Source organism: Acetatifactor muris (genome assembly GCF_024623325.1).
Classification (GTDB): domain Bacteria; phylum Bacillota; class Clostridia; order Lachnospirales; family Lachnospiraceae; genus Acetatifactor; species Acetatifactor muris.
Window position 1 is genome coordinate 117,209 of record NZ_JANJZD010000015.1, and the last position, 14,536, is coordinate 131,744.

General features: G+C 44.6%; 16 protein-coding genes, 1 tRNA gene and 1 pseudogene. 2 read left to right on the forward strand and 16 right to left on the reverse strand.

The genetic code is table 11. The features are described from left to right. Window positions 1-3: 3 nt before the first annotated feature. The 3 genes from NSB25_RS15470 to NSB25_RS15480 all read right to left on the reverse strand — a co-directional run bounded on the left by NSB25_RS15470 (window position 4) and on the right by NSB25_RS15480 (window position 2,641). A complete protein-coding gene (locus NSB25_RS15470; protein ID WP_103240330.1) occupies window positions 4-1,338 on the reverse strand; it encodes a D-alanyl-D-alanine carboxypeptidase family protein in 1,335 nt (444 codons plus the stop codon). 131 nt (window positions 1,339-1,469) lie between these two features. Continuing rightward, on the reverse strand, window positions 1,470-1,646 hold the full coding sequence (gene rpsU / locus NSB25_RS15475) for a 30S ribosomal protein S21 (RefSeq protein ID WP_004222305.1): 177 nt from the start codon (window positions 1,644-1,646) through the stop codon (window positions 1,470-1,472). A 215-nt stretch (window positions 1,647-1,861) separates the two neighbouring features. Then, on the reverse strand, window positions 1,862-2,641 hold the full coding sequence (locus tag NSB25_RS15480) for a LysM peptidoglycan-binding domain-containing protein (protein WP_242982455.1): 780 nt from the start codon (window positions 2,639-2,641) through the stop codon (window positions 1,862-1,864). A 183-nt stretch (window positions 2,642-2,824) separates the two neighbouring features. On the opposite strand from NSB25_RS15480, the gene NSB25_RS15485 reads away from it, so the two are divergent. Further along, window positions 2,825-4,045 carry a GGDEF domain-containing protein gene (locus NSB25_RS15485; protein ID WP_103240329.1) on the forward strand — a complete coding sequence of 407 codons (1,221 nt, stop codon included), beginning with the start codon at window positions 2,825-2,827 and terminating at the stop codon, window positions 4,043-4,045. A 43-nt stretch (window positions 4,046-4,088) separates the two neighbouring features. On the opposite strand, the gene NSB25_RS15490 is transcribed toward NSB25_RS15485, so the two are convergent. From NSB25_RS15490 to NSB25_RS15545, 12 genes and pseudogenes are all read right to left on the reverse strand, one after another. Then, entirely contained in the window at window positions 4,089-4,790 is a 702-nt protein-coding gene (locus tag NSB25_RS15490) for a Type 1 glutamine amidotransferase-like domain-containing protein (protein WP_103240328.1), read from the reverse strand. A gap of 77 nt (window positions 4,791-4,867) precedes the next feature. Further along, entirely contained in the window at window positions 4,868-5,194 is a 327-nt protein-coding gene (locus tag NSB25_RS15495) for a dATP/dGTP pyrophosphohydrolase domain-containing protein (protein ID WP_103240327.1), read from the reverse strand. A gap of 106 nt (window positions 5,195-5,300) precedes the next feature. Beyond that, complete coding sequence (locus NSB25_RS15500) at window positions 5,301-5,876, reverse strand: GNAT family N-acetyltransferase (protein WP_103240326.1); 576 nt, start codon at window positions 5,874-5,876, stop codon at window positions 5,301-5,303. A gap of 126 nt (window positions 5,877-6,002) precedes the next feature. Beyond that, window positions 6,003-6,641, reverse strand: coding sequence for a hypothetical protein (locus tag NSB25_RS15505; protein ID WP_103240325.1), 639 nt, complete (start codon window positions 6,639-6,641; stop codon window positions 6,003-6,005). A gap of 98 nt (window positions 6,642-6,739) precedes the next feature. After that, window positions 6,740-6,991: a hypothetical protein gene (locus tag NSB25_RS15510; protein WP_103240324.1), complete on the reverse strand. Its 252-nt coding sequence runs from the start codon at window positions 6,989-6,991 to the stop codon at window positions 6,740-6,742. Window positions 6,992-7,443: 452 nt separating this feature from the next. Then, window positions 7,444-8,295: a hypothetical protein gene (locus NSB25_RS15515; protein WP_103240323.1), complete on the reverse strand. Its 852-nt coding sequence runs from the start codon at window positions 8,293-8,295 to the stop codon at window positions 7,444-7,446. 377 nt (window positions 8,296-8,672) lie between these two features. Continuing rightward, complete coding sequence (locus tag NSB25_RS15520; RefSeq protein WP_103240322.1) at window positions 8,673-9,338, reverse strand: hypothetical protein; 666 nt, start codon at window positions 9,336-9,338, stop codon at window positions 8,673-8,675. A gap of 308 nt (window positions 9,339-9,646) precedes the next feature. Further along, entirely contained in the window at window positions 9,647-9,940 is a 294-nt protein-coding gene (locus NSB25_RS29440) for a hypothetical protein (RefSeq protein WP_330406130.1), read from the reverse strand. Window positions 9,941-10,096: 156 nt separating this feature from the next. Continuing rightward, window positions 10,097-10,234: pseudogene (locus tag NSB25_RS29705) on the reverse strand (TetR/AcrR family transcriptional regulator); the annotation flags it as partial. A 522-nt stretch (window positions 10,235-10,756) separates the two neighbouring features. Then, a complete protein-coding gene (locus NSB25_RS15535) occupies window positions 10,757-11,011 on the reverse strand; it encodes a hypothetical protein (RefSeq protein WP_103240321.1) in 255 nt (84 codons plus the stop codon). 18 nt (window positions 11,012-11,029) lie between these two features. Beyond that, complete coding sequence (locus NSB25_RS15540) at window positions 11,030-11,335, reverse strand: hypothetical protein (RefSeq protein WP_146040067.1); 306 nt, start codon at window positions 11,333-11,335, stop codon at window positions 11,030-11,032. Window positions 11,336-11,361: 26 nt separating this feature from the next. Beyond that, complete coding sequence (locus NSB25_RS15545; protein WP_103240319.1) at window positions 11,362-13,467, reverse strand: hypothetical protein; 2,106 nt, start codon at window positions 13,465-13,467, stop codon at window positions 11,362-11,364. A 127-nt stretch (window positions 13,468-13,594) separates the two neighbouring features. Here NSB25_RS15545 and NSB25_RS15550 point away from each other — a divergent pair, with 127 nt between their 5' ends. Beyond that, window positions 13,595-13,828, forward strand: a complete 234-nt coding sequence (locus tag NSB25_RS15550) for a helix-turn-helix domain-containing protein (protein ID WP_172455141.1) — start codon at window positions 13,595-13,597, stop codon at window positions 13,826-13,828. Window positions 13,829-14,236: 408 nt separating this feature from the next. Here NSB25_RS15550 and NSB25_RS15555 read toward each other — a convergent pair. Further along, a tRNA-Pro gene (locus tag NSB25_RS15555) sits at window positions 14,237-14,311 on the reverse strand. Window positions 14,312-14,536: the final 225 nt, after the last annotated feature.

Here is a 14,536-nt window from a genome sequence, read left to right on the forward strand (position 1 = left end):
CGCTTATTCTGCCTGTTCTGATTCTGTTCCTGCCGCCTGGTCCGGGGTCCGGGTCTCGTCTGAAGTTCCGATTTCCTTCATGGCTTCCGTCTCACCTGGAGACTCCGTCCCGTTGAGGCTCTCTGTGTCATTTTGTGCTTCCGTCTCGTTCTGCGATTCACTTCCCCTGTGGTTTTCAGTCAAAAGGAAGAACCCCAGCACTCTGCGGAAATAGTCCGTGTACCCAGCCCTGTCGATATCCTCGGCAAACAAAACAGGCACACTGCCGATTTCCACGCCATTCAGAAGATATCTGGCACATCCCGCCTCCATACCTTCCTTCACGGGCGCCTGCACCTTCTCCGGAAGCTCCACCACCTTTTCCACAGCGGACAGATCGCTTCCTCCGGTGTCCAGGTAGCGGAATTCGCCTTCATACCTTACGGCAACTTCCTCCTCCACACCGCCTTCCACCGTCAGTGGCAGCAGCACATCCTGATTCTCGTCCACATAAATATCACATACGCTGAAGCCGTAGGTCAGCAATATCTGCGCATCTCCGAAACGAGTCTTGTAATCCGGCGCTCCCATGACCACCGCAATCAGATCAATTCCATCCTTGGACGCCGTGGCCGAAAAGCAGTACTTAGCCTTTGAAGTAGAACCGGTCTTCAGTCCTGTAGTCCACTGATACTGCTTTAACAGCTTGTTGGTGCTGCTCAGAGTAAAGTTTGCCGTTCCCTGCCTTGTCTCATGGGTAATATCTTCCATCCAGATAGTCGTATACTGAAAAATGTCCGGATATTTTGTGGTCAATTCCCTGGACATAATCGCCACATCTTTGGCCGAAGTGTAATGATTGTCAGAATCGCTCAAGCCGCAGCAATCTTCAAAATGAGTATCCACCATCCCCAGTTCCGCGGCTTTTTCGTTCATCAGCGCCACAAATGCCTCCTCGCTGCCTGCAATATGCTCCGCCACAGCCACACTGGCATCATTGCCCGAAGACACGGCAATACACTTGATCATGGTATCCAGCGACTGTACTTCTCCCGCCGCCAGATAAACCTGTGACCCTCCCATGGAACTGGCATACTCACTGGTGGTAACCTGATCCGTCAGACTGATTTTCCCGGAATCAATGGCTTCAAATGTCAGAAGCAATGTCATAATCTTCGTAATGCTGGCAGGACTTCTGCGCTCCGTAGAATTCAGTTCATAAATTACCTCTCCGGTGGAACTCTCGATTAAAATCACTGACGGAGAAGATACCGTAACATTGGCGCTTACGGGTATGTATGCTGTAAAGACAAGCAACAATGACAAAAAAAGAGCAGAAATTTTCTTCTTGGTAAACATAATACCGGCCACACTCCCAATTCTTTTCCTCTGTCTATAGAATATGAAAATGCGGCTCTACATATGCGGAACTCCTACCGTTTTCGCACATACAAAATCCCCGGCCATAAGACCGGGGATGGATAAGCTGCTTAGTTATATTTGCGTTTTCTAGCTGCTTCTGACTTTTTCTTGCGTCTTACGCTAGGCTTCTCGTAATGCTCACGCTTGCGGATCTCCTGCTGAATACCCGCCTTAGCACAGCTTCTCTTAAAACGACGTAAAGCGCTGTCCAATGTTTCGTTTTCTTTTACGATTACGTTTGACATCTCCACCCGACCTCCCTTCAGTCCCTCAAAGTATCACGACTGATTGGGTTATTATGTACGTACTTTCCACATACACAACTATTATTATACCATAAAAGTTTTCTACGTCAACTGTTTTTTACAGTTTTTACATAAAAGTGGAAAAATAATTTCTGCAAAGGAGAATCTCCGCAGACTGACACCGAAACGCCGCGGAGATTTCTTTTCCCTTTTCGCTATACACCGGGAATATTGAGGATCTGTCCCACATGGATTCTGTCCGGATCCGCAATCTGCGGATTGGCCGCCGTCAGGGCCTGCAGGCTGATTCCCTTTTTTACCGCAATCCGTGAAAGCATGTCCCCCGGCATGACAGTATAACTTTCCATTATCACCGCGGCATACACGCCGCCCCGTTTCAGTCCGAACATGGCGCTTCCTGACTCATTAATCCGGTAAATCCCCTCCTGCTTCATACGTCCGGCTGCCTCGTCACAGGAATACAATACGGCATTTTTCCCTGAATTCTCTGCTCCCAGTGACAGATGTGCATTTACCAGGCAGGGGTACTCATCTCTCTCCGCCATCTGAAACTGTCTCACAATCCGGGCTCCGCAAATCTGCTGCAATGCTTCGGCTGGAAGCAATTCTTCGTCAGATAAGGTCACACAGACCGGCACGTCCGTCTGTCTCACATCCACTCCGCTCACAGTGAAAGTCACATTGCTGTCTGTATACAGTACCAGTGTCGCATTTTTTCCGGCCAGTCTGCCCAGAATATCCGCGGGAACCGTAAAGGTGTCTCCCACCGCAAAAGGAACATTCTCTCCTCTCCCGTTGCCGGCTGCGTTATCCAGCCATTCTGTCATCTGATTCCAGTCTGCCGTCGCCTCCTCCGGCGCCTGACTGATAATCGAGGTCCCGGCCGCCGCTCTCACCGGTTCTCCCGGCCACGATGCAGGCACCAGTATGAATATCAGCGCCAACACCTGTTTCCAACCTGCTGTTTTCTTCATTTCTTCCTTTTTCCTCCGTTTTTCCATATTTTCTCCGATTTTTCATATTTGAGTGACCATCTCACTCTCAGTATGCCCAAACGTAAAAAAATAATCAAAGGAGAATAAAAACTTTCTTTTTCAACCCAGTTACTGTATAATAAAGAAAAACCTGCTGACAAAGCTGTTTATAGGAGAGATTAAATGGAACATTCGCTGCCTCTTTTAATAAACTATATACAGGGTATTCTCGATCAGACAAAAGCTTCCTCCTTCCGCAGGGAAGATTTATCCCCTGATTTCCGGGAACTGGGAGATAAGATAGCTCTTCTGGCTGACAGGGTTCAGGATTTGACAAACCAATTGCAGCAGAAAAATGAAGCTTTGGAATTAGAGAATCAGGTTTTGCTGGATAATATCCAGGCTATGGATGAAATCAGCTGGGCTCTGGAACAGAGCAACCAGGAACTGCGCATCAACCTGAATCTGGTGAATGCCCTCACCGACTATACTCACAATATGATTTTTGTATATTCCGCGGATACCGGCCAGGAAGTGCACACTAACCAGCCTGCCCGCTGGTTTCAGAAAGCGCATGCACAGAATGCCGCTCAGTTGACCCGGCAGCTGCTCGATAAGCAGCCGGAGATCCAGGAGCAGATGGACCTTCACAGGGAAAATCAAAAGCCGGATTCCGCAGAATTGCCAGATGGACAGTTCACAGAAGAACAGGAGCTTTCAGACCGCAGTCAAAGCTCCCTGCGCTGGAATATGGCGCTGGAATCACCTGACGGTATTGATCTCTTTTATCAGGTGGAGTCCTTCCTCATTCCCTGGTTTCATTCGAATGAGGAGAGTTCCCAGGATGCTAAGAAACAGGCAATCGTCCATATCGTCCTGGATGAGACAGAACGACAGAGACGGCAGAACCTGATTTACCGTTTTGCCTATGTGGATCCTCTGACCAACCTGAATAACAGGCGTTATGCCACCGAAAAAATGGAGCAGTGGCAGCATGAGGGAACTGCTTTTCTGCTCTCCTTTATCGATGTGGACTATCTGAAATATTGCAATGATACCTTTGGGCATGAGCAGGGCGACAGCTATCTCATTGAAGTATCTGCTGCCCTGCAGACACTGGGCGGCGAAGTTTGCAGGGTAGGCGGAGACGAATTTTTCCTGCTTCAAACCGGACTTGCTCCGGAGGAGCAGGATGAGAAGCTGGAAAAGCTGCGGCAGACAATGCTGGCTGACAAAAGCAGCGGGTATCCAAAATGCTTCAGCTATGCCACCACGCTTGTCCCCGCACATTCCACAATTCCTTTGGTGGAGTACATAAGCAATACCGACGCAAAAATGTATCAGTATAAGCAAATGTATAAAATTCCGCTCTCTGATGTTGTATATAAGGATGATCGAATATAAGAAGTTACCGACCCAGGCACACCCCAAAAAGGTCTGCCTGGCGTCACTCATAGCCCTGTTCAGGAGAGAGGTTCCCTGTCATCTGTTCTAATATCTTCTGCGACATTGGACAGACATTTCCATTATTTATCCAAAGAATATGTCCTGCATATGTAGCTTCATTTTCCTTAACAATAACAGCACTTTCATCTTCCATAGCACAGACAGGCAGATTTTGTTCTATGGAAATCCGCGCCAAAGTTTGCAGCAGTTCCTGATTCTCCTGCGTAACATGTGCTTTGATGGTAATATCTGCCAATCCCAGCCCGTCATATGGCACAGGGGATTCCCATATGTCGAGAGCGCGTTTTGCCATATTGCCTGAGCCTGCGCTCACTCCCAAAATAACAGCATCACTTTTGCGAATTTCATCCAATATACCTTTGGCGCAAATCAATTGGAATTGCCAAACCGCATGACCGCCCATAAGAAAGATACATGACGCCTCCTGAATAAGCCGCCGGGCATCATCAGCAGTTGTTCTGTTATCAATCACGCTGTATTGCCTGAATGGCATATTGCATTCCTCAAACATAGCATGCATTCCAGTCGATTCACTGTCATTTCTTTCATAATCAGAAGGCCATGCACTTACAAAGACAAGGCTGTCGCGAACAGTCAGTTCTTCCCTGAGCCGTTCCATTATCTCAACAGGAAAATGGTGGGTTGGAAACCCACTGAAAAATCCTAATAATTTTGCATTCATCAATACTTCTCCTAAGCTCGATCCCTATTATTCACGTTGATACCTCCTATACTCTATGCCGGGCGCACACCGGAAATTTACCAACGTGTCATATTCTTTTCAAACTTTGCAGTATATGCCTGTTTTAATTCATCAGCGGATATTCCATAACACAGCATAACATCATTGTAATACATAAGAACATCAGCCATTTCTTCAACAAGGTCTTTTCTTAATTCCACATCATTAGATGCCTCTATGTCTCCGTGCTTTTTGACGATATCAATCACTTCACCAATTTCGCCTATCATCCAAAGCAGCTTGTGTTTACCTGCTTCCGGAGAAAGCTTTTCCCATTTACCTTTGTATTTATCCTGAAGACTTTTCTGCATATCTAACATTTCATTTATACTGAAATCAAACATAACTCTCCTCCTTCACCTTTTTATTAACGCCATTCAGCATTTCTTGCTGTGCCTGTGTTATTTCGTTTTTAAAGGCGAATCTTATATCCACCCTCTCTTTTACCTTTCAAATTTTCTCCCTGAAAAAATCTTCTGCAAGTATTGCATACATTACCTTGTCAAAAATTCCATTATTACATTTACATCCCTGACGCAATGTGCCTTCCCACTTCATGCCGGCCTTTTCCTGCATTTTCCCGGAGGCCGGGTTTTCGCTTGCGTGCCATGCATAGATTCTATTCATTCCGACTTCCTGGAAGAAAAATTCGATGACCCTTTTGGTGGCTTCCGTCATAAGGCCCTGATTCCACCATCTCTGCCCGATTTCACATGCCAGTTCCACCTGGCGCAGCTCATCATCTGGATGCATCCCAAAATATCGCCCAATCACTTCACCGGTCTCCTTCAACTGAACCGCCCAGCTATAACGGTCACTCTTCTCATAGGCGTTCAGCCAGTTATTCGTGAACATATTCGCATTCGTCACCACATCCGCAATACAGTTCATAGGCGCATAATTCGTCCATTTCCAGACTTCTTTATCATTCCAGCAGTTATAATAAATCTGTTCAAGGTCTTCTTTTTGAAATCGTCGTAATATGAGACGTGGTGTCTCCAGAGATACAGTCCCCTTATGTGTCATTGCTTTCCTCCTGTCGCAGTGGAAATACTCGGCAATCTCGTCTATGGCAATTTTCCCTGGACTCCTGCCCTCGTAAGCTTCCCGCCTGTCCGGTTGGTAAAAACCAAAGCATCCGGTTGGATGCGGTCATACCGTTTTATATTTTTCCTTCTTCAAACTAATAACAAGAGTTTCTTGCAATGGATACTGAAACATTTCGTTTCCCCACGGCATTTCTACACTCAACATTCCATCTGCTATATCAGTAAACAAAAATGTACCAACATCTGTTTTTTCTTCTTTCCAATCATCAGAGGGATAAACGAGAATTGTGTGCCTATCCAGATTCAAGGTTTCAAGATTAAGCAGATTTAATTCTCCAAATGTGTAATACATATCCCCGCTTTCATCAGTTTTCGCATCTTCTATGTACCATGAACCTATACGAAAAGTCTGAATCAAAATTTTTTCGTTATCTGCAAAACTGTAGTTGGCATCTTCTCCATACAAATAATCAGAATCATACAAAAATTTGAACTGATTATTCACAATTTCAAGTAACACAAACCCTTCTTCACTCTCACCCGAAAAGTAAGAAAAAATCACATGTCTTTCAGACGGTGACAGCAATAATGAACCACCACCATAACCACCAGAATGATATGAGAATTGAAATATATCTTTTGTCCCATCATTTGAGATTAAAGACAATGAAATGTCATCCTCATCCTGTAGAATAATTTTGCTTCCGTCTGCTAAAGTCACAAGATTTACTAAATCCTCCATAATGGATATACCTCCAATCCCGATTTGTTATTAGTATGCCGACCGAAGTATAGCACATCTCTCCGCTGAAAGCACTCCCCGTTCTACGTCCGTTCCGACTATCCGGACGTGTCAATATCGGACACTCCAGATACTATTTCATTATCAGCCAAATTTACATGGCCGATATTTTTTAGATTATGAGATAGTCGAAAGTATACCTCATCATTATAGTCACTAAACATTCCGTCAAAATAATCTCTATCATGAATTATTTTCATATTTTCAGGCACAATAAGCCCTTTTGATTTCCAATATGGAATGCTTAATGTGCCACATGGATTATTCACATATTCCTGTAATGAAAGCATGGAACATATCTCCATAAGTACCGACTTATACACTTGATAATAAAAATATATGCCTGCCGTATGCATTGTGTATTTGTCAGCTCATTTTCAATAGGTGTATAATTCTAAAATAAAGATAGAGATAAATAAATTGGTCAACGAAATATCCAGGGATAAGTCTCCCAAAACCGTTCGCAACTCAAATATGAAGTACCTATTACCCTTGCCTGCTATGGTATGCGTCGCTCTGAGATATGCGCCCTAAAACTTGAGGATATAGATGGTGATATCGTACATATCAGCAAGGCTATGGTGCAGAGCGTAGATAAGGAATGGGTGATCAAAACACTAATAAAATTTTGCTTTATCCCCCTGGAAGTCCAGTCTGAGAACCGATTCGCTGATTTTATCTTTACAAAAAGTGTCGCCGTAGCGTCGCCGCAAAAAGGGCGGGGCGCCACGGAACGATTCTGCTAGACCTGCTGTAAAACCTGAGATTCAATTTCCTTTCGGTCTTCCTCCGACAGCTCCGGGAAATACTCGGCAATCTCGTCTATGGTAATTTTCCCTTTTTGTATCATAAAGACAGCCTTATTCTTAGCTACCTCTTTAGCTGTTTCCTGTTTAATGTCATTCTCAAAAGCCTTGTAAATCTGTTCATCATCAAACAATGTCATCATAATATCCACAATCTCCTTTTCCCTGCTTTCCAGATACTCTTTCAGCACGTTTCTGTCCTTGCAGATACGGATTGTTTCCGTAACCGCCTCTCTGGTATTACCATAGCATTTTCTCTGCTCTCGATAGACCTTGCAGAAAATAATATACTGCCCAATAATGTCCGCTTCATTCTCCTGATATAATACTTTGATTTCCGCATCAATGGAAATTCTGGCTCCACTAAAAAAGTCCTTTGACAGTGATATTATATCCGGAATCGTTTTTCTTTCTCCTGTAAATATCACATACAACTCCGGCTTCGGCATCTTTACCTTTTTGCTTCCATACAGGTTCTGGTTCGTCCTCCTGAAATAATCATGATATGTCTGCATCAGGTACATCAGTGCCCGGACGATAATGTTCATTGTCCATGTTGACTGGCTTTCCACCAACACCATGAGCCTGTCGCCTACAGAGAATCCCAGGTCATTATAATCTGCATCCACTAACACATGCTTGAGTGTGATATCTGCAATTTCATCCTCCGTAGCCTCTCCATCTTCTGGATGCAGGGCTTTATATAGCTGCAACAGATACTTTTTCTCTTGAAACAGGTTAGTGAACACGCTGTCCCTTATCTTTCGTTTCGGTGTGTTTTCAGCCATCCCTTTACCCCTTTTTCTGTATACTTGAGCGACTTTCTATAGGATATCTTTATTATACAAAAAGCCTCTCCTGTTTACAATAAAATTCCCATGAAATTTTTGTCAGCAAAAATGTCCGCATGGCGCAGGGCCGTGCGGACGTGTTGAGGTGACTGGATATTACAATTTTCGCAGTTGTGGGTGGGGCTCCCCGTTAGAGGAGGATGGCTTTTTTGACTTTTTAAGGGGCTGTGCTGTTAAAACCAGTGGTTTATATTTCCATTTTGTCATGTAGTCCTTTCATCCGTGGTGGGTGTCAGGGAAAAGCACAGTCCACAAAGTCAAAAATTCCTTCCATCAGGGCCATGTTCATGTATCGCTTCATAACCGCCCTTCCCTCACTTACATTCCTGCTTCATAGCAAAATAGCCAATAAGCACCGTCCACACATAGGCGCAGGTCTTTGGGATCATCAGCATCCCAATTAGTGGAATGGTGTCCGCCCACAACACCACTGGGATGTAGAAGCCAAAGCTGAGTACAATGGTCAGCCACATCCAGCGAAACGCCTTATCTCCATAATCTTTTGCACTACGATAGAACAAAATAATTATCAGAAGTCCCAGCAATGCAAAAGGAATGTTGCGGTAAACACCCCAGGAAAGGGGCGCTTCGACACTGAGCCATTGATTCTGAGGCATCATGCACAGCACAATTCTCCCTCCGGCCAAGCCATATACAGCAGATGTCAGGCCATTCTGACCAGTGATTTGATACCGCTGCCGCCAGACATAATAGAGCAGCACATAGAAAATTGTCATTGTGACCGAGGTGATCCACTTTCCGAGGCCCAAGGGAACCGTGTAATTTTCCAGTCCGGTGGTACATAGGGCAAGAGCGCGGGGAACCAAATGAAATGAATCTCCCGCCCCCAACACAACCGCCATCCATCCGAATAAACAGAATTGGCGGTTTCCTTTGCTTCCCCGGATCATCAAAATACCAATGGTAATAACAGAAATCAGATAGACTGTATCAAACAGAGTTTCCACAATCGCTTGCATATTTTTTCTCCTTTAAGTTTTATTTTGAACTGCGGCATACAATGCTCTAACATAGTTGCGGCCAAACAATAAGCCTGCCGTTAAGAGAGAAGCCCCCAGGCCGATATAGAATACGGCGTTAATTCTGGCGGTATGCTTTTTTACCAGTTTCCCGAAAATAAATTTTTGAAACACAGCAAAAACCAGTACAGATAGCAAAAAATTCAGTATAGATTGGCAAGGTACTTCGGTTTACTTTCATAATTCACCTCCATTCTGAACATTGTTCATTTTGCCGGATATAAAATTCCCACACTTCCGTGGGAATTTTAATATAGGGTTCTGTGAATGATCTCCAGCAAGGCCGTGGGGTCATAGTCCTGCCTCAGCAAAGCAGACAGCATCAGTGAAAATAGGACATCCGCAAACCTTTCCACAGTAAATTGTTCCGTAAAGGCATCGGACCGAATCCTGGTATCCCTCTTTAAGACAGAACCCAGCTCATCCAGAATATGCTGCCAGGTCTGTTGCATTTTCTGTTTTCCATCTACTTTATCCTCACGCATAAAGCCCAGAGAATGCAACGTAAAAAATCCGGGATACTGCTTGCCACCTTGTTCCATCTGCCTATACATCCAGGTGATACAAGCTTGCGTGTCCTGAAATATAGCGCTGTCCTCCGGACGATGGAAAATTTCGCACCAGACGCTTTCGACTGTGGCGCTCACTAAGGCAGCCTTAGAATCAAAATAATTGTAAATAGATCCCACTGATACTTCACAAGCTGTCGCGACAGAACGGATGTTGATTGCGGACCATCCCTGCTGTTGAATCAATTTTCGACTGGTTTTCAAAATATCCTCTCTTGACGTTACAACGGTATTCATTCCATCACCCCCAACATGAACATTGTTCATTATAATGGATTACTGATGCGTTGTCAAGTGCCTTTAGAAAAAAGGACCACACTCTGCTGAAAAGGTCAAATTTTAGCGAATTTCCAGCGAGCGCAAGCATGGGGCTGTCGCTTTAACGAATGAAAATTTGTGAAGCGGCAGCTTCATTTTTGCTGTTTTTATATGTGATTTCAAGGAAAAACTCCAAATTATTCTGTTATTCTATAAAAAAAGTTTTGCTTTTGGAATGCCTCACATGGTCTGGCGTCAGCCTTTTCGCATTCCGGCAGATATAGACATCCGATTCCGCGTCATACTCCTTATTTTCTATTTTTCCTATATCATTCCTATACTTGCGTGTTTTTGAAATCTCATAGTTGTGCATCTGTCGCCTGTGGACCTATGGTAAGCCATGTAATAAATTCCGTGCAAAGCGTAAAACAGGTATGTCTTAAGTCATGCAGACGGTAATGGGGCAGGGCATTCCTTTTCCAGAAAACTTTTGTAGATTTTATACATCCTGTCTTCCTCCCTTTGATTCCCTCAATTATCTTTTTTTGAAGAATGCACAATTACACCAATAACAACGATAATCAACGCAATCCACCAGAATTTCTGCAAAAGGTACACTGGGAGCGTATATATGAATGCCCAGAAGAAACCGTGTGTAAGGCAGCGTATGGTTATATTTACAGGGCTTTTATTTTCATCATCCATAGTGCCTGCACTATCCAGACCTGTCTTGACTCCAGTGGCTATTCCCGCTAAGGCAGTGAAAAAAGCAAGGATTTCAAACATATTCCACACATCCTTTCCTTATTTCCTGCCGCGTAACACCATGATAATAAAACCGATTACCGCAACGCCGACCACAAACAGGAATACTTTTTCAAAGAAGCCGAAAACAGCGCCTATGATTCCCTTTCTGGGCAACGGCTCATTTGCAAGGTAAGCGTCCACTGTCTCAAGATATTCTGCTGTTGATATTTTCCCCTCCTCATACTGCTTTTCCACTTTCGCCATTTCCTTTTCCGACACATAATGCCCTCCACAGGCACTGAAACAGCAGGCAAAACACAGCATCATCAGGGCAGTGACTGCAAATCTTTTTACATATCGCATTTTTATCATTCATCCTTTCCACTATGTTATTTCCCGAACAGTTTTCCCACAGAGCCAAACAATCCTTTCCCGCTCTTTTTCTTTTCCAGATATTGAACCGCTTCAACGGCCTCTTCCAGGGTGATGCCAACCTTTGGCAGGAATTCCTCCAACATTCTGTACGCTTCCGCCACCTTATCCGGGGAGGAGCAGTCAAGCTTTTTTACATATTTCAAAGCCCTGTCCCTGCCCGCCTGCTTTCTATCCACTTTTTTGAACAACCCCACAGAACAGAATTTCCTGTCGAAATCAGCCAGATATCTTTCTATCTGGTTCAGATACTTCTGCTTCAGTTCGGACTGGAAAGCTTCTTCAAATTCCTTTTTCTTTTCAAGCAGGCCGCTCTCATAGTCCAACAGGGAATCCGACGTAGGTTCCGAAATCTGCCTCATGAATCCGCGGATGCCTTCCAGCTCACTGCGGGCCAAATCAGCCCCTTCTCTGGTCTCACAGACCACCTGGTCTACAGTGCGGTATTTCAAATCAAAGTCCGCCAATACCCTGTCAATATATTTGATGCACATGCGGTTTTCATCTGCTGTAAGGCCGATCTCTTCACAATAGGAAATCAGTTTTGCTTTTGCTTCTTTGGCATCCTCTTCTGTACTTCCCTGGTTTTCTTTAACAAATTTCAATGCCAAATCATCCTTGCACTTTTCCAGGTAGTTCAGCGTCTCTTCGTTCTCTCCCCTTTCAAGGCCTACCCTGGGCAGTAGTTCCTCCATCTGCCTATAGGCTTCCGCAATCTTATCAGGCGCAGACACATCACATTTCTTTATCAGCTTTAAAAGCCGCTCTTTTCCCGCCGCCTTTCTGTCAAGTTTCTTAAACAGTCCTACCGTGCAGAACAAATCATCAAAATCCTTCAGGTGTTTCTCCATCACCTTGACATATTTTGCTTTCAGTTCGGAAGAGAATTTTATGTCGAACTCCCTTAACTTGTCATTGACCTCCCATTCATAGTCCAACAAAGAATCCGATGCAGGCGCAGAGATATGTGCCATGAATTCCTGTATCTGCGGCAGCTCCTCCCGGGCAAAATCGGCGCTTTCCCTTGTCTCACAGACAATGCCGTCCACTGTCCTGTAGATGCGGTCCAATTCCTCCAGTCTGTCTCTGATTTCCTCAAACAACTCTTCTTTCTCTTCGCCGTCATACCCCAGGGAAACGCAGTATGTCTCCAGTTTCTCCTTTGCGGCAAGCGCCTCTTCTTCCGTTTTCATTGGCAGTTCTTCAAAATAGCTCTGAATCATCTCTTCCTTGTATGCCGTGACATCATCACCAAACCCCAGATAGTCAGCCAGCGCCTGAACCTCTCCGCCCTTATCTCCACAGCGCTGTACGATGCAGGTATACAGTTCCATGCTGAAAGGATTGGTCTGGGCAATATAGAGCAGTATCTTTTCTACCTGTTCCTCCGGGATGATATTCTGCCTGATGTTGGAAAGAAGCTGGCTGCATTTTTCTATTTCTTCACTGCCCCCGAATGCAGATTCCAGGATATCATCATAGGTATCATCAATATCCTCTTCCAGATGACGTGCATGATTCACACACACCAGCAGCCCCATGACCAATCTGAACTCAAAATCCCGGAAAGAATTCCTCAAAGCCGCAAGACTCCCCACATTTGATATATAATCTTCCACACAGATTCCCACCACTTTTCTAAAAGTCTTTACCTGCGTTTCCGATAAATCCCTGTAGGAACAGCTGTACCTCTGTTCGCCAAGCAAATCATACAGCGCTGCCATGATTGCTTCGAATCTCCAACACATATTGACAGTCAACCCGTCTATGTTCTTGTCACTGATGTTATAGGCGCCTATGCTTGCAATATCTTTCTTCATTTCCCGGTAGATATCTTCTTTACAATCCGCAAAGATACTCTGGATTTCAGCCAGGTCTTCTTCATTCTGCGGCTCCGCCGTGCATTGTGACAAAAATTTTTCTCTTGCACTGTCTACAACAGCCTTATATTTCTGCATCAGAAGATTCATTCGGCATTTTTCAACTGACAGGCACACTTCCCCAATGGGAGTGGGAAAGCTGATATCCTGCATTGTGGTTTCTAATATTTCCTTAATGTTCATTTTGCACTCCTTTTTATATTTATATGAGTATATTTCTACCCATATAAATATACTATAAATTCCCACTCATTTCAATCTGTTTCTACATAAAATATCATATAAATATAGGGGTATGGAGGTTTTCGTCATGGATGATATTGAATTTGGAACAATCAGGATTCACCTGAAAGAAATCATGGAAAGCCGGGGCATCTCAATCAATAAGCTTTCCTTTCGGGCAGAAATGCAGAGGACACAGCTGAAGAAATATTACAGGAACGAGGTTCAGCGTCTGGATATCGCTGTCTTGACAAGACTGTGCTATGCTCTGGACTGTGACCTCCACGATTTGATTGAATACATTCCACCCCATAAACAGTAGGAAAATACTGCTGTTTGGTTGAGTCCTCCACCTGCAGATTCTCCATGGTTCTGGTGGGGTATAACAACACAAAGATGCCGCTCCGGGAAAATTCTGCTGCCAGGAAAAAGAACCATGCGGGGCTTTTCATAGCCTGGCATGGTTCTTGATAAACGATAGTACCATATTCAATTTTCTCTTCCATTTGTTCCGCCTGTTGCCGAAGCGGTGGAATGGCAGTGGAGTACAGTGGGAACAGATTCAGGATAAAAAAGGGGCGTACAGCCGCCGGGCACGCTCGAAAAACCTACGGTTTTCCTCGCTTTGCGGCTGTCGCCGCATGTGTCCAACAACGAAAACGGCTGTTGGTGAGCAAGCTCCCCACAGCCGTTCCCGTTACCGGACCCGCCCGGCTCGTAGCTATAAAAATCGGGGTAACAGGATTCGAACCTGCGACCTCCTGGTCCCAAACCAGGCGCTCTAGCCAAGCTGAGCCATACCCCGACATTTCAATAATAAATCAGATACTTATTCAGTATACCCGCCGCACCCTGACATGTCAAGATTTTTCCGAAGAATCTTCCGAACTTTCCGGCGTAAATTTTACTCCCACTCAAATCCTAAATTGCGGATTTTTAAATTTTCATCAGTTCTTCGATAAACTGTGCCGGTGCAAAGCTTATGTTAAACCGCTTCCTTCTTAGTGACATCTTCGTTCCCCTTATCTCT